The organism is Bradyrhizobium sp. SZCCHNR1051, from assembly GCF_032489615.1.
GTDB lineage: Bacteria > Pseudomonadota > Alphaproteobacteria > Rhizobiales > Xanthobacteraceae > Bradyrhizobium.
The window spans coordinates 72530-90414 of record NZ_JAUEYJ010000021.1; the positions used below are offsets into that span (position 1 = coordinate 72530).

General features: G+C 65.3%; 17 protein-coding genes and 1 pseudogene. 12 read left to right on the forward strand and 6 right to left on the reverse strand.

Annotation, left to right across the window (positions count from 1 at the left end; translation table 11 throughout):
* Positions 1-121 precede the first annotated feature (121 nt).
* The 3 genes from QW868_RS24535 to QW868_RS24545 all read left to right on the forward strand — a co-directional run bounded on the left by QW868_RS24535 (position 122) and on the right by QW868_RS24545 (position 3157).
* Complete coding sequence (locus QW868_RS24535) at positions 122-1654, forward strand: acyl-CoA carboxylase subunit beta (RefSeq protein ID WP_315776609.1); 1533 nt, start codon at positions 122-124, stop codon at positions 1652-1654.
* Between the two features lie 231 nt (positions 1655-1885).
* Entirely contained in the window at positions 1886-2350 is a 465-nt protein-coding gene (locus tag QW868_RS24540) for a hypothetical protein (RefSeq protein ID WP_315780852.1), read from the forward strand.
* A 447-nt stretch (positions 2351-2797) separates the two neighbouring features.
* On the forward strand, positions 2798-3157 hold the full coding sequence (locus tag QW868_RS24545) for a twin-arginine translocation signal domain-containing protein (RefSeq protein ID WP_315780855.1): 360 nt from the start codon (positions 2798-2800) through the stop codon (positions 3155-3157).
* Between the two features lie 62 nt (positions 3158-3219).
* On the opposite strand, the pseudogene QW868_RS24550 reads toward QW868_RS24545, so the two are convergent.
* A pseudogene (locus tag QW868_RS24550) lies at positions 3220-3346 on the reverse strand (alpha/beta hydrolase); the annotation flags it as partial.
* Positions 3347-3470: 124 nt separating this feature from the next.
* Positions 3471-4169, reverse strand: a complete 699-nt coding sequence (locus tag QW868_RS24555; RefSeq protein WP_315737631.1) for a winged helix-turn-helix domain-containing protein — start codon at positions 4167-4169, stop codon at positions 3471-3473.
* A gap of 75 nt (positions 4170-4244) precedes the next feature.
* Between QW868_RS24555 and QW868_RS24560 the strand changes: the two genes are divergently transcribed.
* Entirely contained in the window at positions 4245-4559 is a 315-nt protein-coding gene (locus tag QW868_RS24560; protein ID WP_315798653.1) for an NIPSNAP family protein, read from the forward strand.
* Between the two features lie 48 nt (positions 4560-4607).
* Positions 4608-5426 carry an isocitrate lyase/phosphoenolpyruvate mutase family protein gene (locus QW868_RS24565; RefSeq protein ID WP_316231732.1) on the forward strand — a complete coding sequence of 273 codons (819 nt, stop codon included), beginning with the start codon at positions 4608-4610 and terminating at the stop codon, positions 5424-5426.
* Positions 5427-5529: 103 nt separating this feature from the next.
* On the opposite strand, the gene QW868_RS24570 is transcribed toward QW868_RS24565, so the two are convergent.
* Both QW868_RS24570 and QW868_RS24575 read right to left on the reverse strand, forming a co-directional pair.
* Entirely contained in the window at positions 5530-5847 is a 318-nt protein-coding gene (locus QW868_RS24570; protein ID WP_316231733.1) for a hypothetical protein, read from the reverse strand.
* Positions 5848-6019: 172 nt separating this feature from the next.
* Complete coding sequence (locus tag QW868_RS24575) at positions 6020-6424, reverse strand: hypothetical protein (RefSeq protein WP_315798650.1); 405 nt, start codon at positions 6422-6424, stop codon at positions 6020-6022.
* A gap of 155 nt (positions 6425-6579) precedes the next feature.
* Here QW868_RS24575 and QW868_RS24580 point away from each other — a divergent pair, with 155 nt between their 5' ends.
* The 3 genes from QW868_RS24580 to QW868_RS24590 all read left to right on the forward strand — a co-directional run bounded on the left by QW868_RS24580 (position 6580) and on the right by QW868_RS24590 (position 12047).
* Complete coding sequence (locus QW868_RS24580) at positions 6580-7224, forward strand: trimeric intracellular cation channel family protein (RefSeq protein WP_315737635.1); 645 nt, start codon at positions 6580-6582, stop codon at positions 7222-7224.
* Positions 7225-7541: 317 nt separating this feature from the next.
* Positions 7542-11033: an indolepyruvate ferredoxin oxidoreductase family protein gene (locus tag QW868_RS24585; protein WP_316231734.1), complete on the forward strand. Its 3492-nt coding sequence runs from the start codon at positions 7542-7544 to the stop codon at positions 11031-11033.
* 534 nt (positions 11034-11567) lie between these two features.
* The gene (locus QW868_RS24590) at positions 11568-12047 is read left to right on the forward strand and encodes a hypothetical protein (protein WP_315737637.1); all 480 of its coding nucleotides are present in this window, start codon (positions 11568-11570) and stop codon (positions 12045-12047) included.
* A 38-nt stretch (positions 12048-12085) separates the two neighbouring features.
* On the opposite strand, the gene QW868_RS24595 is transcribed toward QW868_RS24590, so the two are convergent.
* Both QW868_RS24595 and QW868_RS24600 read right to left on the reverse strand, forming a co-directional pair.
* A complete protein-coding gene (locus tag QW868_RS24595) occupies positions 12086-13063 on the reverse strand; it encodes a sensor histidine kinase (RefSeq protein ID WP_316231735.1) in 978 nt (325 codons plus the stop codon).
* A gap of 102 nt (positions 13064-13165) precedes the next feature.
* Entirely contained in the window at positions 13166-14218 is a 1053-nt protein-coding gene (locus QW868_RS24600; protein WP_316231736.1) for an alpha/beta hydrolase, read from the reverse strand.
* 208 nt (positions 14219-14426) lie between these two features.
* Between QW868_RS24600 and QW868_RS24605 the strand changes: the two genes are divergently transcribed.
* The 4 genes from QW868_RS24605 to QW868_RS24620 all read left to right on the forward strand — a co-directional run bounded on the left by QW868_RS24605 (position 14427) and on the right by QW868_RS24620 (position 17863).
* A complete protein-coding gene (locus QW868_RS24605; protein WP_315798645.1) occupies positions 14427-14618 on the forward strand; it encodes a hypothetical protein in 192 nt (63 codons plus the stop codon).
* A 587-nt stretch (positions 14619-15205) separates the two neighbouring features.
* Positions 15206-16354 (forward strand): thiolase domain-containing protein, encoded by a 1149-nt coding sequence (locus QW868_RS24610; protein WP_316182080.1) that lies wholly within the window; start codon positions 15206-15208, stop codon positions 16352-16354.
* Complete coding sequence (locus tag QW868_RS24615; protein WP_316231737.1) at positions 16354-16743, forward strand: Zn-ribbon domain-containing OB-fold protein; 390 nt, start codon at positions 16354-16356, stop codon at positions 16741-16743. The genes QW868_RS24610 and QW868_RS24615 overlap by 1 nt, the downstream gene beginning before the upstream one ends.
* Positions 16744-17002: 259 nt before the next feature.
* Entirely contained in the window at positions 17003-17863 is an 861-nt protein-coding gene (locus tag QW868_RS24620) for a MaoC family dehydratase (protein ID WP_316231738.1), read from the forward strand.
* The last annotated feature ends 22 nt before the right edge of the window (positions 17864-17885 follow it).

Sequence of the window (17885 nt, forward strand, 5' to 3'; positions counted from 1 at the left end):
CTGCTTCCAATTCCGAACTGTGGGAGGAGGGGCGACCCGTCCGAAAGCCGCTTTTCGCCTCCGAAATAGCCGTGTTAGAAGGCCGCCAACACTCACGAGATCGGGAACGGGCGGGACGCGCATGAAGGACATCCTGGACACCTTGGAGACGCGGCGCGCCGGCGCGCGGCTCGGCGGCGGCGAGAAACGCATCGAGGCGCAGCATGCCCGCGGCAAGCTGACGGCCCGCGAGCGGATCGAGCTGCTGCTCGACAAGGGCAGCTTCGAGGAGTTCGACATGTTCGTCGAGCACCGCTCGACCGAGTTCGGGATGGAGAAGACCAAGGTCCCGGGCGACGGCGTCGTCACCGGCTGGGGCACTGTCAACGGCCGCAAGACCTTCGTGTTCGCCAAGGACTTCACCGTGTTCGGCGGCTCGCTGTCCGAGACCCACGCGCTGAAGATCACCAAGCTGCAGGACATGGCGATGAAGGCGCGTGCGCCCATCATCGGCCTCTATGACGCCGGCGGCGCCCGCATCCAGGAGGGCGTCGCGGCGCTCGCGGGCTATTCCTATGTGTTCCGCCGCAACGTGCTGGCCTCCGGCGTGATCCCGCAGATCTCCGTCATCATGGGCCCGTGCGCCGGCGGCGACGTCTATTCGCCGGCCATGACCGACTTCATCTTCATGGTGAAGAACACGAGCTACATGTTCGTGACCGGCCCCGATGTCGTGAAGACCGTCACCAACGAGGTCGTGACCGCGGAAGAGCTCGGCGGCGCCTCGGTGCACGCGACGCGCTCCTCGATCGCCGACGGCGCGTTCGATAACGACGTCGAGACCCTGTTGCAGATGCGCCGGCTGATCGACTTCCTGCCGTCGAACAACACCGACGGCGTGCCGGAATGGCCGAGCTTCGACGACATCGAGCGCGTCGACATGTCGCTCGACACGCTGATCCCCGACAATCCGAACAAGCCCTACGACATGAAGGAGCTGATCCTGAAGGTCGTCGACGAGGGCGACTTCTTCGAGATCGCGGAAGGCTTCGCCAAGAACATCGTCACCGGTTTCGGCCGCATCGCCGGCCGCACCGTCGGCTTCGTCGCCAACCAGCCGATGGTGCTGGCGGGCGTGCTCGACAGCGATGCCTCGCGCAAGGCGGCGCGCTTCGTCCGCTTCTGCGACGCCTTCAACATCCCGATCGTCACCTTCGTCGACGTGCCGGGCTTCCTGCCGGGCACCGCGCAGGAATATGGCGGCCTGATCAAGCACGGCGCCAAGCTGTTGTTCGCGTATTCGCAGTGCACGGTGCCGCTGGTCACGATCATCACCCGCAAGGCCTATGGCGGCGCCTTCGACGTCATGGCCTCCAAGGAGATCGGCGCCGACATGAACTACGCCTGGCCGACGGCGCAGATCGCGGTCATGGGCGCCAAGGGCGCGGTCGAGATCATCTTCCGCGCCGACATGGCGGATCCGGAGAAGATCGCCGCGCGCACCAAGGAATACGAGGACCGCTTCCTGTCGCCGTTCATCGCCGCCGAGCGCGGCTACATCGACGACGTCATCATGCCGCACTCCACCCGCCGCCGCATCGCGCGTGCACTCGCCATGCTCCGCGACAAGAAGATGGAAATGCCGGCGAAGAAGCACGACAATCTGCCGCTCTGAGGGGGAGTGAAGAAGTGGGAGGGCGGCGCCCCGGCGCGTCGCCTTCGTATTTGACGAAGTCCGGCGACCGCAGCGCGCTGCCGCCGGAGCGGCGCGGCAATCTGCGCCGTTTCCGCCCACTGGCGTTAAGCTTACGGCTTAACTAACCTTTAACGATGGGTTTGCGGGAACTGGGCCGCTGGCCTAGCATTTATCGATCGCTGGTGGGTCAGAAGAGTAGGGTCGCGTATCATGGCTGTCGGAACATCGGCATATCGGAATTCCAGAGTTCTGGTCGTCTGCGCGGCAGCCGCCGCGCTGATGTTCTCCTCCGAGGCCGCGTCGGCCCAGTCCGGCGCCGCGGTGGCTGCGCCCGTCGCCGCCGGTCAGGCGGGGCCGAGCCAGGTCGTCCCGCCGGCGCTTGGCGCGCGGCCCTTCGTCCGTCACCACCGCGGCTATCGTTCCTATCTGCCGGCCGCCGGCGCTTTCGCCTATGGCGGCCCTGGCGAGCCCGTGCCGCAGCAGATCCCCGAGCACACATCGGCCGACGTGCGCTACACTTATACGTATGACGTCCCGTGGGACTGGGTTCACCGCTATCCGCCGAATGTCGTGCCGTCCGATCGCCCCTATGTGTCGAGCTGTCCGATGCAGACCGTGACGGTACCGGGCCGCCGCGGCGGCGATCACTCCGTCACGATCACGCGCTGCTACTGACGTTTTGAGCCAGCTCAATGCGATCCGTGTGAACAGGCGCTAGTTTCATCAAATACCGACCGGCTTCGCTCGCGCGAGGTCGCGAGGTGACGAGGCCCGGACTCCTAGGCACTCCGGGCCTCGTTGATTTTGATAGTCTCCCGTCATCGCGCGGCGATGATCGAGACGACGGCAAGGTCGCGTTTTTGATCGTGCTCCGTGACGACACCAACACGGACCGGAGGAAACTCGATGCCGTCAGCCATCTTCGTCGTATGTGACGCGGACGCGTGAGAGCTTCGTGCTGGCGCAGGCGGTCGAGGAGTGATCGGCCGGCGGCGCGTACCAAGATCGGCGAAGGTGGCAGAGCCATGGTGGTGCCGCGGGCATGCGCCAGTTCAGCTCACGTTCAGGTGATCGGCCGAATACTCACTTCATGCTCTGGCTCGTGGATCATGGAGGCGTGCGATGGAACGACGGAATTTCCTCAAGCTGGCATTCGGGCTCGGCTGCGCGGCGGCGGCCGGCGCCGTGCTCCGCACCACCGATGCGGTCGCTGCGCCGCTCTCGCCGTTGCCGCTGAACGAAGCGGCGCCTTCAGCAAGGGATCAGCACGTCGAGCGCGCGGTCGGTTCGCAGGATGAGGCCGATCGGCTCGCGCCGGAGCAGGTTCGCTGGGGGCATCACGGTCATCATCACGGACACCATGGTCACGGCCATCATTGGGGCTGGCGCCGGCGGCATTGGGGTTGGCGGCGCCGTCATTGGGGCTGGCATCACCATCATCGGCACTGGCGCCGCCGTTGGCACCGTCGTCACCACTGGTGATGTCGGCACAGCTGCCTCATGACAAGCGCTGCTTCCGTCGCGAGTGGGGCCTCCGGCGCATTCTGCTCGCCGTCATTGAACAGAGGCAGCAGGCTGACCGGGTACGGGGTAGGGGAAGCCTTCGAGATTGATGCCGTAGGGCTCGCGCGGCGTCGTCCTCTGCGATGCGGTGCTCGCTTTCGCGGCGATTGTCGCGCCCGGCGAAACGGGACATGGAGATTCCAGGAAAGACGGGGATGAGATGGTCGTTCCGTGCCCCGCGTTGGTTTGGGCCGCAAGGCAGGAAGGCGCTGCGATAAAGAGCGCGTGATCGTCAGTCTTCGGCCGGACCGAACAGCGCCGCGAAATGCTTTTCGCCGGCGCGGCTGAAATTCACCACGCGGCTGCCTGGGGTGGCATCGCGCGCCGCCCATTTCAGCTCGGTGAAGCGCTTCATCAACGCTGCGCCAAGCGTGCCCGCGAGATGATGCCGCCGCGCGCTCCAATCGAGACAGGCCTTGCAGACGGGCCGGCGGGGATGCGCCAGCATTTCCGGCGAGATCCGCAGATGCTGCGCCAGGAAATGTTCGCCGTCCTCGGTCAGGACGATCTCCTGCTTGCGCCGGCGCACCAGCTTCTGCCGCGTCATGCTGTCGAGCATCTGCACGCCGAGATCGCCGGCGAGGTGGTCATAGCAGATGCGCGCGCGCCGCAGCTCCGGCTCCTTTGGTCCAGTGCGCACCCGCATGTGGCCGGCGCGCGCGGCGAGGCCGGCGAGCTTCTCCAGCACGTCGGCGACGTCGGGATCGGCGAGCCGGTAGTAGCGGTGACGGCCCTGCTTCTCCGGCTCGATCAGGCCGCCGCCTTCGAGCTTGGCAAGATGCGAGCTCGCCGTCTGCGGCGTCACGCCGGCCTCCTGGGCGAGCTCGGTCGCGGTCAGCGCGCGGCCCGACAGCAGCGCAGTCAGCATGTTGGCGCGGGCGGGATCGCCGACCAGCGCCGCCACCATCGCAATGTCCGGACCTGATTTCATACTTCGATGCTAGCCGAAGCATTCTCGTCGGGCAAGCGGATAGTGTCGATGATACAGAACTCACCGGAGGTTGTCATGACCATCACCGTCTTCATCCGCTATCGCATCGATCCGTTCAAGCGCGACGTGTTCGAAGCCTACGCCAAGCGCTGGCTGTCGATCATTCCTCGCTGTGGCGGCGACCTGATCGGCTATTTCATGCCTCACGAAGGCACCAACGACATCGCCTACGGCCTGATTTCATTCGACAGTCTCGCGGCTTACGAGCGCTATCGCGCGACCTTGCGCGGCGATGCCGAGGGCCGGGCGAACTTCGCGCTGGCCGAGGAGCACAAGCTCATTCTGGGCGAAGAGCGAACATTCTTGCGCAATGTCGTGGCGGCGCAATGATCGCGGCTCTATGCTGCCACACAACGCGACGATGCATGGGAGGATGACATGACGGTGACCAACACGGCGGACAAGCGCGCAGCCTTTCGCAAGTTGCACGAGGCCGGCTGCTTCGTGCTGCCGAACCCGTTCGACGTCGGCACGGCGAAGATGCTGCAGCATCTCGGCTTCAACGCGATCGCCTCCACCAGCGCCGGCTTCGCGTGGTCGATTGGCAAGGCGGACACCAAGGTCGAACTGGATGAGGTGCTCGCCCATTTGAAATCGCTCAGCGCCGCCATCGACATTCCCGTGAATGCCGATTTCGAGGGCGGCTTCGCCGATGCGCCGGAGGGTGTGGCGGCCAACGTCACGCGCGCGGTCGCGACCGGCGTCGCCGGTCTGTCGATCGAGGATTCCACGGGCGACAAGGATGATCCGCTCTATGAGCGCGCGCTCGCCATAGCGCGTATCCGCGCGGCCCGGCAGGCCATCGATGCGACTGGCGCCGACGTGCTGTTGACCGGCCGCTGCGAGGCGTTTCTCTGGGGCAAGCCCGACCTCAAGCTCGTGACCGACCGCCTCACAGCCTATGCCGAAGCGGGCGCGGATTGTCTCTACGCGCCCGGGATCAAGACGATCGAGGAGATCACTGCGGTCGTGAAAGCCGTGGCGCCCAAGCCGGTCAACCTTCTGATCGGCGCTTCCGGCCTGTCGTTGGGGCAAGCCACCGAGCTCGGCGTGCGCCGCATCAGCGTCGGCGGTTCGCTGGCCCGGATGGCCTGGGCCGGCTTCATCCGGGCGGCCAAGGAGATGGCTGAGCAGGGCACCTTCACCGAACTGGCCAACGGCTATCCCGGCGGCGAGCTGAACAGGATCTTCGGTTGAGATCAGGCTGCGCGCCCGGCCTCCCGCAGATCCCGATCTCATCCGCCTGTAGAAAAGCCGCGGACTCTGCCGCGGCTTTTCAGTCTGAGTTCGCGGAAATCGCTTAGTAGCGATCCGTCCCGATGCCGACGCTCACGCCCGGAGCGCGGAAGCCGATGCCGCCGCGGTCTTCATAGCCGCGCCGCTCGATGTAGCGCTCGCGCGGAGCGTACGCGTAGGAATCGCGATCTTCGCCTTGAATGATGACGCGGCGCTCACTGCGCTCGCGCCAACAGCGGCCGTCCTCGTTACAGACCATCCGGATGTTCTGGATGTCGCGTTGCGGGACCGCCGAGGCTGCGGGAGAGATCGGTGCCGCCGAAGCGGCGGTCACGGCCAGCGTGCTTGCCGCGGCTGCGATAGCTATGGAGAGAGCTTTCATTACGTATCTCCTGGGTGAGAGTGTCAATGAGCCAATCGGTTCGCGCTGCTATGGTTCCACGGCGGCCCTCGCACATTTCGCGTAATTTGTTGGAGGACTCGCCAAAAAAGCGGCGGCGGATGATTGCTCACCCGCCGCCCAGGAGTGAGACCGCTAATTGCCGTCCGCGAGACTACTTGACGGCGTTGGGCTTGTCGCTCGGGGCCGCCGGCGGCGGTGTGGTGCGATCTCCCGCGGCGCCGGTCGTCACGCCGGTCGAGGTGTTATCTTTGGTGGTCGATGCCGATTGCGAAGCCGGTGTGGTGCTCGCCTGGTCGTTGCGCATCGACATGTTGTTCAGGCCGTAGAACACCGCGCCGAGCAGGATCGCGATGCCCAGGGCATAGGCCGCGATGCGGCCCGTCGAGCTGGGGGCGTTCGTCGGCTCGAGATCGGGCTGCAGCCGGTTGTCCACTGGCGGCGTGCGCTCATAATCTGTTCCCGTCATTCCAGCCCCAGTGATGTCGGGACGTGTGGACATGTCGGGACGGTTCATGCCGTCGGGATAACGTTCGTTGGGAAGCCGTTCGTTGGCCATCTCATCCTCCTGGTGATTGTCACCTGACAACCAGGGCGGCTCCGGGCCGTTCCGCGAAACCTGCGCGAATCCCAATTTGTATCGTTGCACGGCGCGCTAAGGTTCCTCGCGAGCATTGCGATTCTCGTTCTATTGGAACTTCTGGAGCTCACCTCATGTGGAACCTGCCGCCCGGTGACAGCGTGTTGCATCTGTTGACCTGGGTGGCGCTGGCGGCGCAGGCGATGACGGCCGCGCTGGCGGCGGGACGCCGCAGCATGGACTGGATGGGCGTCTGCTTGTTGGGGGCGATCACCGCGCTCGGCGGCGGCACCTTGCGCGACGTGCTGCTCGGCCACTATCCGCTTGCCTGGGTCGAGCGGCCGTCCTTGCTGCTGCTGACCGTGCTGGCGCCGTTCGTGACGATCGCGATGGCGCGCCTGGTTCACAGGCTGACCATGGCCTTCCTCGTTCTCGATGCGGTCGGCCTCGTCGTGTTCACGATGACGGGCTGCGACATCGCCTGGCAGATGAACGTGCCGATCGGCATCGTCATCGTCGCTGGGATGATCACGGGCTGCGCCGGCGGCGTGCTGCGCGACATCCTGTGCAATGACGTGCCATTGCTGTTTCGCGCCGAACTCTACGCCAGCGTGTCCCTCGTCACGGGCCTGGTCTATGCGACCGGCTTGTCGCTCGGCATCGCCAGCGGATGGTGGACGGCGCTGACCTTCGCGCTCGGACTGTCGTTCCGGCTGCTCGCGATCCGCTACAAATGGAACATGCCGCGCTTCGTATTTGCGGGCGACGATCGGGGATGAACGGCGGCGGTCTTGTCGCATCGCACAATTCGTTTGGTGCCGGAATCGCGCCGGCCACAACGCTTCAGTAACGGTCCGCCGAGCCGCCAAAGCCATGGCACGCATCATCCCATTTCGCGGAGGCGGGGGTTTTCGACACAAACCGCAAAAGCCGCGACCGGCTCCCGCCACGAAATTGCGATTTCGGTTGGCTGCCCTGCGCAAACGAGATTTGTGATGCGCATTCTTCAAAAGCAGACATAAATGATTGGCAGAACGCGCGCTTCCGCCGGCCGGCGGCAGCCGCGCACCCCGGTAAAGCACGGCAAGAGGGCGGAATGGGACTCAACGAGAGCGAGATCAATCTCGACCAGAAATACACCGCAAGCTCCGGCCACATCTTCCTGACCGGCATCCAGGCGCTGGTGCGGCTGCCGATGGCCCAGATCCGGCGCGACCGCGCCGCCGGCCTCAATACCGCCGGCTTCATCTCCGGCTATCGCGGCTCGCCGCTCGGCGGCTACGACCAGCAGCTGTTCTCCGCCCGCAAGCATCTCGAGCAGTACAACATCAAGTTCCAGCCCGGCGTGAACGAGGACCTCGCGGCGACCGCGATCTGGGGTTCGCAGCAGCTCGCACTGTCGCCCGGCGGCAGGTATGACGGCGTCGTCGGCATCTGGTACGGCAAGGGCCCCGGCGTCGACCGCTGCGGCGACGTGTTTCGCCACGGCAATGCGGCCGGCTCCGCCAAGAACGGCGGCGTGCTCTGTCTCGCCGGCGACGACCACGGCGCCAAATCCTCGACCGTGCCGCATCAGTCCGACCATGCCTTCATCTCGGCGCTGATGCCCTATCTCTACCCGTCCTCGATCCACGAGATGATCGAGATGGGCCTGCTCGGCATTGCGATGTCGCGCTATTCCGGCTGCTGGGTCGGCATGAAGGTGATCACCGAGACGGTGGAGACCACCGCCGAGATCAACCTCAACGACGAGATGACGCCGTTCGTCATTCCCCCCGATTTCGAGATGCCGCCGGGTGGTCTCAATCTGCGCTGGCCCGACGACCGCTTCGACCAGGACCGTCGGCTGCAGGACTACAAGGGCTTTGCCGCGATCGCCTTTGCCCGCGCCAACAAGGTCAACCGCATCACGATGGACTCACCGAATGCCCGCTACGGCATCATGGCGTCCGGCAAGAGCTATGAGGACATCCGTCAGGCGCTGCGCGAGCTCGGCATCACCGAGGAGGTCGCGGCCAAGATCGGCTTGCGGCTCTACAAGATCGGCATGCCCTGGCCGCTGGAGCCGGAAGGCGTGCGGCAGTTCGCGGTCGGCCTCGAGGAGATCTTCATCATCGAGGAGCGCCGCGAGATCGTCGAGAACCAGGTCAAGCAGGAGCTGTTCAACTGGCGCGACGACGTCCGCCCGCGCATCGTCGGCAAGATGGACGAGCACGACAAGCGCTTCCTGCCGTTCGCCACCGAGCTTTCCGTCGCCTCGCTCGCGAGCTCATTGACGGAGCGTCTTCTCCGCCTCGACCTCAATCCCGAGATCAAGGCGATGCTGCGCGCCAAGGCCGACTGGTTCAACGGCCGCGACGCCTCGCAGATGCAGCTGATCTCGCCGGTGGCGCGCACGCCGTATTTCTGCTCGGGCTGCCCGCACAACACCTCGACCAAGGTGCCCGAGGGCAGCCGCGCGCTCGCCGGCATTGGCTGCCACTTCATGTCGCTGTGGATGAACCGCAACACCGAGACCTTCACCCATATGGGCGGCGAGGGCGTGCCTTGGGTCGGCATCGCACCGTTCACCGACGAGAAGCACATCTTCGCCAATCTCGGCGACGGCACCTATTTCCACTCTGGCAGCCTCGCGATCCGCCAGTCGATCGCCTCCAAGGCCAACATTACCTACAAGATCCTCTACAACGACGCGGTTGCGATGACCGGCGGCCAGCGCCATGACGGCGATTTGTCGCCGCAGCAGATCACCTTCCAGCTCCATGCCGAGGGCATCCGCGAGATCTATCTGGTCTCGGAAAATCCCGACGCCTATCCGGCCGACAGCATCGCGCCCGGCGTCAAGCTGGCGCATCGCGACGAGCTCGAGAACGTCATGAAGACGCTCCGCGAGACCAAGGGCGCCTCGGCGATCGTGTTCGTGCAGACCTGCGCCGCCGAGAAGCGCCGCCGCCGCAAGCGCGGCACGATGGAGGATCCGCAGCGCCGCGTCTTCATCAATCCGGCCGTCTGCGAGGGCTGCGGCGACTGCTCGGTGCAGTCGAACTGCATCTCGGTCGAGCCGCTGGAGACTGAGCTCGGGCGCAAGCGCGTCATCAACCAGTCCTCCTGCAACAAGGACTATTCCTGCGTGAAGGGCTTCTGCCCGTCCTTCGTCACGATCGACGGCGGCAAGCCGCGCAGCCGCGCCCCAGCCGAACTCGGCGACATCGGCGTGATGCCGGAGCCCCTGACCAAGCCGTCGCTGGAGCGGCCCTACAACGTCGCGGTCGGCGGCGTCGGCGGCACCGGCGTGCTGACGATCGGCGCGCTGCTCGGCATGGCCGCCCATATCGAGGGCAAGGCCTCGATGATCCTCGACATGTCCGGCCTCGCGCAGAAGGGCGGCGCGGTGCTCAGCCATGTGCGCCTGTCGGAGAACACCGCCGATGTGACCTGCTCGCGTATCGTCACCGGCACCGCCGATCTCGTCATCGCCGCCGACGAGGTGGTGGCGGGCGCCAAGGAGACGATCACGCTGTGCGACAGCGCGCGCACCCATGGCGTCATCAACAGCCATCTGATTCCGACCGCCGATTTCGTGCTCAACCGCGACTTCAACTTCCAGAACCGCAAGGTGACGGGCCTGCTGGAAACGGCGCTGCACAAGGACTCGAGCTTCCTCGATTTCACCAAGCCGGCCGAGGCGCTGCTTGGCGACAGCATCGCCACCAACATGATGATGATGGGGTATGCCTATCAGAAGGGCCTGCTGCCGCTGTCGGCGGAGGCGATCGAGAAGGCGATCGCGATCAACGGCGTCGCGGTCAAGATGAACACCGAGGCGTTCCGGCTCGGCCGCCTCGCGGTGGTCAATCCCGAGCGGCTCGCCGACATGATGACCGGCAAGGACGAGGCGGTGCCGCCGAAGTCGCTGGAGGCGATGACGCTCGACGAGATCATCGCCCATCGCATGGCCTTGCTCACCGGCTATCAGAATGCGCGGCTCGCCAAGCGCTACCGCAAGCTGGTCGATCAGGTGCGCGAGGCCGCCGACAAGGGCGGCTACGGCGAGGCGCTGCCGCGCGCGGTCGCGATCAACTACGCCAAGCTGCTGGCCTACAAGGACGAGTACGAGGTGGCGCGGCTGTTCTCGGACGGCACCTTCCAGAGGCAGCTCCACGACGCCTTCGAGGGCGACTACAAGATCTCCTTCAACCTCGCGCCGCCGATCCTCAATTCCGGCCTCGATCCCCAGGGGCGGCCGAAGAAGCGCAGCTTCGGCCCGGGCATGATGAAGCTGTTCCGGCTGCTGGCGAAGCTCAAGGGCCTGCGCGGCACGCCGCTCGACATCTTCGGCTATGCGGCCGAGCGCCGGATGGAGCGCGACCTGATCGCGGGCTATGAGAAGGACGTCGCGACGGTGCTGAACTTGTTGTCGCCGGCCAATGCCGAGATCGCCGTCGAGCTGCTGTCGCTGCCCGACAAGATCCGCGGCTACGGCCCCGTCAAGGAGAAGGCGGTGAATGACGCGAAAGTGCGTTATGCGCAACTCGCCGCCGACCTCGCCAGCCCGCCGCCGGCGCCACGGCAGATGGCGGCGGAGTAGGCACTCCAGGCGACGTGCCGTAGGGTGGGCAAAGGCGCGCGAGCGCCGTGCCCACCATCATGCGATCTGTATACCTCTCGTCATTCCGGGGCGCTCGTGCGCGCCTGCGCGAGCCGGGAATCCATAACCACAGACGGGATCATTGCGCGAGATTTTCGCTTTCGTCGTCGCAGCGGCCCGTCGTGGCTCTGGAACCCGCGCTCAGCTCTCACGTCAAATGGCTCCGCTATTTTGTCGAGCGGTCTGCCCCGGAATGACGCCTGGGAGTGTGTCGTGCGCTCACACCACCGTCATTGCGAGCGTAGCGAAGCAATCTAGCGTCCTTGCCCAACTCTGGATGACTCCCGTTCACCCACTCGTGCGGATGTCGCATAAATCTGCCGTATTCACTACATGTTGCTATATGCATGGAGGCGTCGATAGGGGTGATCCATGCGAGTTCTGGTTTTCTTGTTCGCGGCTATCGCGGCGATATCGACCTCGAGCCACGCCGAGGTCATGTCCTGGCGTGGCGTGGGGCCGGTCGACCTGGGCATGACCGTTGCCGAGGCCGAGCGTGCGTTGAACGCAAAGCTTGGTCCGATGGAGCCGCCGTACACGAAGGAGTGCTATGTCGCCAGTCGCGCCGACGGCAAGGACGAAGCGCTGTCCTACGTGATCGTCGATGGCAGGATTGCCGTGATCTACCTCTTTCTCGACGATGGGCGTCGACCAGATCCGAAGATCGTCGACGCGAACGGAGTTGGAGTGGGGTCGACGGAGGCCGACATCGCGGGTGCCTATGGAGCGACGGAGCGGACATTCGCGCCATACGAGAGCGAGGAGACCGAGGAAGACAAGGCCGAGCGGCTGAAGCAGGGTGTCACGGAGCCGCCACCCGCACCCAATCATTGGGTGATCGCCAAGAGCCCGGATGCCAAGAGAGCGATCATTTTCGAGACCCGGGATGATAAGGTGATCTACTGGAGGACGGGAATCTTGCCGGCGGTCATGTCCTGGGAGGATTGCATATAGTGCCCACGTGAACGAAGCGACACGGGCGGCCAGGGGCGTCAGTTCGCCATCCGCTCGCGGCTCATGCGCAGCGTCACGACCAGGCCTTCGTCGGACCAGTCGAAGGCGATGGTGCCGCCGAGCTGGGCGTTCACGCTGCGATGGATCAGCTTGCTGCCGAAGCCTTCGCTGGTGTCGGCCGACTTCGGCGGCCCGCCGCGCTCGGTCCACGTGATCGCGACCTCGTCGTCATGCGCGCTGCATGACACGTCCAGCGTGCCGCTCGAAACCGACAGCGAGCCGTATTTCGCCGAGTTGGTCGCGAGCTCGTGGATCACCAGCGCCAATGTCGTGCTCGAGCGTTCTCCGACATTCATCTTGGGCACCGACACACGGATGCGGACGCTGGCGCCTTTCTCGTCATAGGGGGCAAGCAGCACCGAGACGAGATCGCCGAGCAGGGCTGCTTGGTTCGTCCCGCCCGGCCGCGGACGTATCAGATCCTGGGCACGGCCCAGCGCGATCAACCGGCTGGCGAGCTCGTGGGCCATGTCCTCCTTCGTCGCCGCCGTCCGTGACGTCATCTGCGTCAGCGCGGTCGCGATCGTCAGCAGGTTCTTGACCCGGTGGCCCATCTCGCCCGCCAGCAGCTCGTTGGCTTCCTCGGCCTGCTTGCGCTGGGTCACGTCGAGGAAGATGCCGAACATCAGCCGCTCGGCGATGTCGGCATCGTCGCCTTGGCCGCGGGCGGAAATCCAGCGGATCTCGCCATCCGCGAGAATGCGAAAATCGATCTCATACGCGCCGACGATCGCCCGCGTCGCCGAAAACGCCGACCTCACCCGCTCGAGGTCGGCCGGGTGAATGTTCCGGGACAGCACCTCGAACGTGATCCTGCTCTTGCTCTTGGGCACCTCCCACAGCTCATAGGCGCGCTCGTCCATCGTGATCGCATCGGTGTCGACGTTCCACGACCACAAGGCCACGCCGGCAGCTTTGGTAGCGGCCCGCAGATGCTTTTCGTGCCAGATCGGCATGCACGCGTCCTCGGCCGGCATGAGTTCGCTTCCCCCTTTCGTCGCTGCTCCGCAAGCTACGGATCCCGCAATCCGGCAGCCGCAGCCATATTCGCCCTCCGACTACGCCGCCGCTGCGACTTCGTCGATCGAGGACATGACGGCCTCGGTCGCCGTCTGATGCACCATGTGGCCGGCACCGCGCACGCGGTGAAAGGTGCTCTGGCTGACGTCGTGATGAAGCCGTCTGGACTGCGCGTCGACGTCGATCAGGCGATCCTGATCGCCGGCAACGATCACGACCGGCATCTTCAGCTCACCGTACGCTCTCCTGAAGCGGAAAGCATCGGGAATCATCAGCGCGGCTTCCGCAGCGGAGGCGCGAATCTGCGACGGGCGAACCGCCATTTCCTTCGGGAAGCCGGCAAACTTCGCCGGAACCGACCGCGGGCCGAACAGCTTGGCCATCAGCAGCGGCCACATCATCCGGCTGATCAAAGGCGAGATCGTGTAGCGCAGAATATCGCCCACCAACGGAATGGCCGGAGCCGATCCGGCCACCACGTCGGACCGGAAGGTCGGATAGTAATAGCCGGAGGCGAGCACCATGCCCTTGACCATGGCCGGATGTTCGAGGGCGAGCGCCACCGCCACGGATGCGCCCCAGGAGTGACCCAGCACGAAGGCCTCCGATACGCCCAGGCGGTCGAGTGCGCTCTTGATTAGCCGGGCCTGCGCCGTCGGCGTCCAGACGACGTTGCGCGGCCGGTCGCTATGGCCGAAGCCAGGCCGGTCGAATGCAATGACACGGTAGTTCTGCGCCGCCAGATCGATCAGGCCGCTGGAGGCGAAGTCCTGGATCATGCTGCCGTTGCCGTGCAGCAGCACCAGCGGCACGCCGGTGCCGCGCTCGACATAGTGCAGCCGGACGCCGTCGACGTCCATGAACTGGCCGGCGGGGGGATTGGCCCGTTCGGCCGACTTGGCGAGGCGGCGATTGATCAGTGCTGTGACGGCCAGGACGGCCGTGGCCGCCGCTGCCGCCAGAAGAAATGGATGAGTCTTCGCCAGCGACCGGCCGCGACGCGTCAGGGGCTCGAGGGACGGTGTCGGGTTGGTCAGGAGGCTGGGCGTTGGGGCTGCGAGCTTGCGCGCTGTGGTCCGGGCTGCGGTCATCATCTGCCCTCATGGAAAGGCGTGCACGACAACCGGAGGATCCGAGAAATGATGCAGCGGAGGGGCAACGGCCGGTCACGCGGTTCGTTCCGTTACACGGTCCTGGCAGCCATGATCGGGTGTAGGTCGACCTCCGAGCGGTCCGGCCCGATCTCGAACGGAGCAATCGGTCCTGCTGGCTCGAGGCAGGAGTCGCCACAGATGTGCCTTGCGCAAACTGCCCGTCGGGCAGAATCTTCTTTACGAAATTCAGAAATTGTGCTTTGATGAGCGCATCCCGCCTCACTTCGGAGGGGCGTTGCGCGCGATCGTCACGACACGCGAGGCGGGGAGCGGTGGCCGCGACGTGCCGCAGCGTGTCCTCACGGATGCGCGGACGAACGGCATGGCGCGGACGTGAAGTCGCAGCGTGCTGACACCCCGATGCTGGTGTCCCGCGCAATGCGCAAGCATTGTGCGCATGGTGGCCAACAAGCCCGGTGCACCAAGCAGACTGCGTATAAGCGTGAAGACCATCGCGCAGGGAAGGCCGGGCGTTTTCCGGCTGCACCTGTGGTACCTGCCGCCTGCATTTTTTTCGCAGGCGGGCCGCAGGCGTCAGCCGACGCCTGGCCTTCCCTGCGCCCTCCGACTTGATGAGGGTGAGCGAGACCAGCATCACCCGGGCAGTGTCTGCCGCGGGAATGCGATGTCGTGCGTAGTTCGATATGGGCACGATCGCGCGTCATCACCGGTGTCGTCCCGGGCTTGACCCGGGACCCATATCCACAGGGAGAAGTTGTCGCGCACGCTGGTCGACCATCGCGCTTAACAACATTGGCCGGTGGGTATGGGTCCCGGGTCAAGCCCGGGACGACAGCGGAGTGAAGGGCAAGACCACGGCTCATCTCCACCTCGCGGAATATTTTCCACGCTTGCCAACCCTCATGCAACGGTCCAGAAAATCTCCAACCATTCGGGACGAAACGACGAGCAGCGGAGACGGAATTGACCATCAAGGGCAAGGCCTACATTGCCGGGATCTATGAGCATCCCACCCGGCATGCACCGGACAAATCCACGGCGCAGCTGCATGCCGAGGTCGCCAAGGGCGCGCTCGAGGATGCCGGGCTCAGCGCGCGGGATGTCGACGGCTATTTCTGCGGCGGCGATGCGCCGGGCGGTGCCTGGCCGATGATCGACTATCTCGGGCTGAAGGTGCGCCACATCGATTCCACCGAGACCGGCGGCTGTTCCTATCTGATCCACGTCGGCCACGCTGCGGAAGCGATCGCGGCCGGCAAATGCTCGATCGCGCTGATCACCTTGGCCGGCAAGCCGCGCACCGGCCCGATGCCGCCGCGTGCCGCCGGCGCCGAGGCCGATTTCGAGATGGCCTATGGCGCCACCACGCACAACGCCTATGGCATGTGCGCCATGCGCCACATGCACGACTACGGCACCACGAGTGAGCAGCTCGCCTGGATCAAGGTCGCGGCCTCGCATCACGCGCAGTACAATCCGCACGCGATGCTGAAGGAGGTCGTCACCGTCGAGGACGTCATCAACTCGCCGATGATCTCCGATCCCTTGCATCGCATGGATTGCTGCGTGGTCACCGACGGGGGCGGCGCGCTGATCGTGACCACGCCGGAGATTGCCAGGAGCCTGAAGAAGCCGCTGGTGCGCCTGATCGGCCATGGCGAGGCGATGAAGGGGCCGCGTGGCGGCAAGGACCTCGATCTCACTTATTCCGCCGGCGTGTGGTCCGGCCCGCGCGCCTTCGAGGAAGCGGGCGTAACGCCAAAGGACATCAAGTACGCCTCGATCTATGACAGCTTCACCATCACCGTGCTGATGCAGCTCGAGGATCTCGGCTTCTGCAAGAAGGGCGAGGGCGGCAAGTTCGTCGCCGACGGCAATCTCATCTCCGGCGTCGGCAAGCTGCCGTTCAACACCGATGGCGGCGGCCTCTGCAGCAACCATCCCGTCAACCGCGGCGGCATGACCAAGGTGATCGAGGCCGTGCGCCAGCTGCGCGGCGAAGCCCATCCCAAGGTGCAGGTGCCAAACTGCGATCTCGCCATCGCCCATGGCACCGGCGGCCTGCTCGGCGTGCGCCACGCCGCCTCGACCTGCATTCTGGAGCGCGTGTGATGTCTGAAGCGAAAAAGCTGCCGGCCCCCGTCACCAATCCCGAGACCAAGGCGTTCTGGGATGCCGCCGCCGAGGGCAGGTTCATGATCAAGCGCTGCACCGCCTGCGGCGAGGCGCATTACTTCCCGCGCTCGATCTGCCCGTTCTGCTTCTCGGACCAGACGGTGTGGGAGCAAAGCGCAGGCGAGGGCGAGATCTACACATTCTCGATCATGCGAAAGTCGCCGACCGGCCCTTACGCGATCGGCTACGTCACGTTGAAGGAAGGCCCATCGCTGCAGACCAATTTCGTCGACTGCGATTTCGACAGCCTGAAGATCGGCCAGAAGGTGAGGGTGGTGTTCAAGCCGACCGACGGCGCCCCGCTGCCGTTCTTCACGCCGGTTTAGGAGAGGGAGCACAGATGCATCCACGCGTCATTGCGAGGAGCGAAGCGACGAAGCAATCCAGAGTCCTTGCGCAGCCCTGGATTGCTTCGCTCCGCTCGCAATGACGGATGCGGAACAAGCGGTGTGCTCCACGACGAGTGCGTAGGGTGGGCAAAGGCGCGGAGAGCCGTGCCCACCGTGGGAGCTGCGGGAATGGCGGTGGGCACGCTTCGCTTTGCCCACCCTACAAGGAACGCGTTTCGGGGAGGACACCAACAACATGCCGATCAACTACGATGAGCTGATGGCGATGAAGGCGATCGGGCAGCCATATGCCTACGGCGATCGCGAGGTGATGCTGTACGCCTATGGCATCGGCATGGGCGCCGATCCGATGGACGAGAGGGAGCTCGCCTTCGTCAACGAGGCCACCGCCGAGCCGCGGCCGCTGAAGGTGGTGCCGACCTTTGCCTCCGTCGCCGCCTGGGGTTCGGGCCCCGGCGACATGAAGCTCAACCGGGTGCTGGTGGTCGATGGGGAGCGCGACATCACCTTTCACCAGCCGCTGGCGACGGCCGCGAAGATCACGGCGGACTCCTCCGTGCTCGCGGTGTCGGACAAGGGTAAGGACAAGGGCGCCGTCATTCGCCATCAGACGATCCTGCGCGACGAGAGCGGCGCGCCGTTGGCGACCCTGGTGGCCTCGCGCTTCGCCCGCGGCGATGGCGGCTTCGGCGGTCCCTCGGGTGGCATCCCCGAGCCGCATCCGGTGCCGTCGCGCGCGCCCGATCGCAGCGTCGACATTTCCACGCGGCCGGACCAGGCGCTGATCTACCGCCTGTGCGGCGACCGCAATCCGCTGCATTCGGACCCCGAATTCGCGCGCCGCGCCGGCTTCCCGCGGCCGATCCTGCACGGCATGTGCACCTACGGTCTCACCTGCCGCGCGGTGCTGCAGACCTATGCTGACTACGATGCCTCGGCGTTCCGGCAGCACGCCGCCCGGTTCTCCTCGCCGGTGTTTCCCGGCGAGACCGTCACGGTCGATCTGTGGAAGGACGGCGACGTCGTGTCGTTCGAGGCGCGGGTCAAGGCACGCAACGTCACCGTGATCAAGAACGGCAAGACGGTGCTGGGTTGATACTTGCCATGTGAGACACGTC

Bases quoted from the DNA above. Each gene is read 5' to 3' on its own strand.
- QW868_RS24620 (WP_316231738.1), top strand. From the start codon at position 17,003: ATGCCGATCAACTACGATGAGCTGATGGCGATGAAGGCGATCGGGCAG.
- QW868_RS24575 (WP_315798650.1), bottom strand. From the start codon at position 6,424: ATGGCCAACGAACGGCTTCCCAACGAACGTTATCCCGACGGCATGAAC.
- QW868_RS24590 (WP_315737637.1), top strand. From the start codon at position 11,568: ATGACCGTTGCCGAGGCCGAGCGTGCGTTGAACGCAAAGCTTGGTCCG.
- QW868_RS24615 (WP_316231737.1), top strand. From the start codon at position 16,354: ATGTCTGAAGCGAAAAAGCTGCCGGCCCCCGTCACCAATCCCGAGACC.
- QW868_RS24555 (WP_315737631.1), bottom strand. From the start codon at position 4,169: ATGAAATCAGGTCCGGACATTGCGATGGTGGCGGCGCTGGTCGGCGAT.
- QW868_RS24540 (WP_315780852.1), top strand. From the start codon at position 1,886: ATGGCTGTCGGAACATCGGCATATCGGAATTCCAGAGTTCTGGTCGTC.
- QW868_RS24560 (WP_315798653.1), top strand. From the start codon at position 4,245: ATGACCATCACCGTCTTCATCCGCTATCGCATCGATCCGTTCAAGCGC.
- QW868_RS24585 (WP_316231734.1), top strand. From the start codon at position 7,542: ATGGGACTCAACGAGAGCGAGATCAATCTCGACCAGAAATACACCGCA.
- QW868_RS24595 (WP_316231735.1), bottom strand. From the start codon at position 13,063: ATGCCGATCTGGCACGAAAAGCATCTGCGGGCCGCTACCAAAGCTGCC.
- QW868_RS24545 (WP_315780855.1), top strand. From the start codon at position 2,798: ATGGAACGACGGAATTTCCTCAAGCTGGCATTCGGGCTCGGCTGCGCG.
- QW868_RS24570 (WP_316231733.1), bottom strand. From the start codon at position 5,847: ATGAAAGCTCTCTCCATAGCTATCGCAGCCGCGGCAAGCACGCTGGCC.
- QW868_RS24535 (WP_315776609.1), top strand. From the start codon at position 122: ATGAAGGACATCCTGGACACCTTGGAGACGCGGCGCGCCGGCGCGCGG.
- QW868_RS24565 (WP_316231732.1), top strand. From the start codon at position 4,608: ATGACGGTGACCAACACGGCGGACAAGCGCGCAGCCTTTCGCAAGTTG.
- QW868_RS24600 (WP_316231736.1), bottom strand. From the start codon at position 14,218: ATGACCGCAGCCCGGACCACAGCGCGCAAGCTCGCAGCCCCAACGCCC.
- QW868_RS24580 (WP_315737635.1), top strand. From the start codon at position 6,580: ATGTGGAACCTGCCGCCCGGTGACAGCGTGTTGCATCTGTTGACCTGG.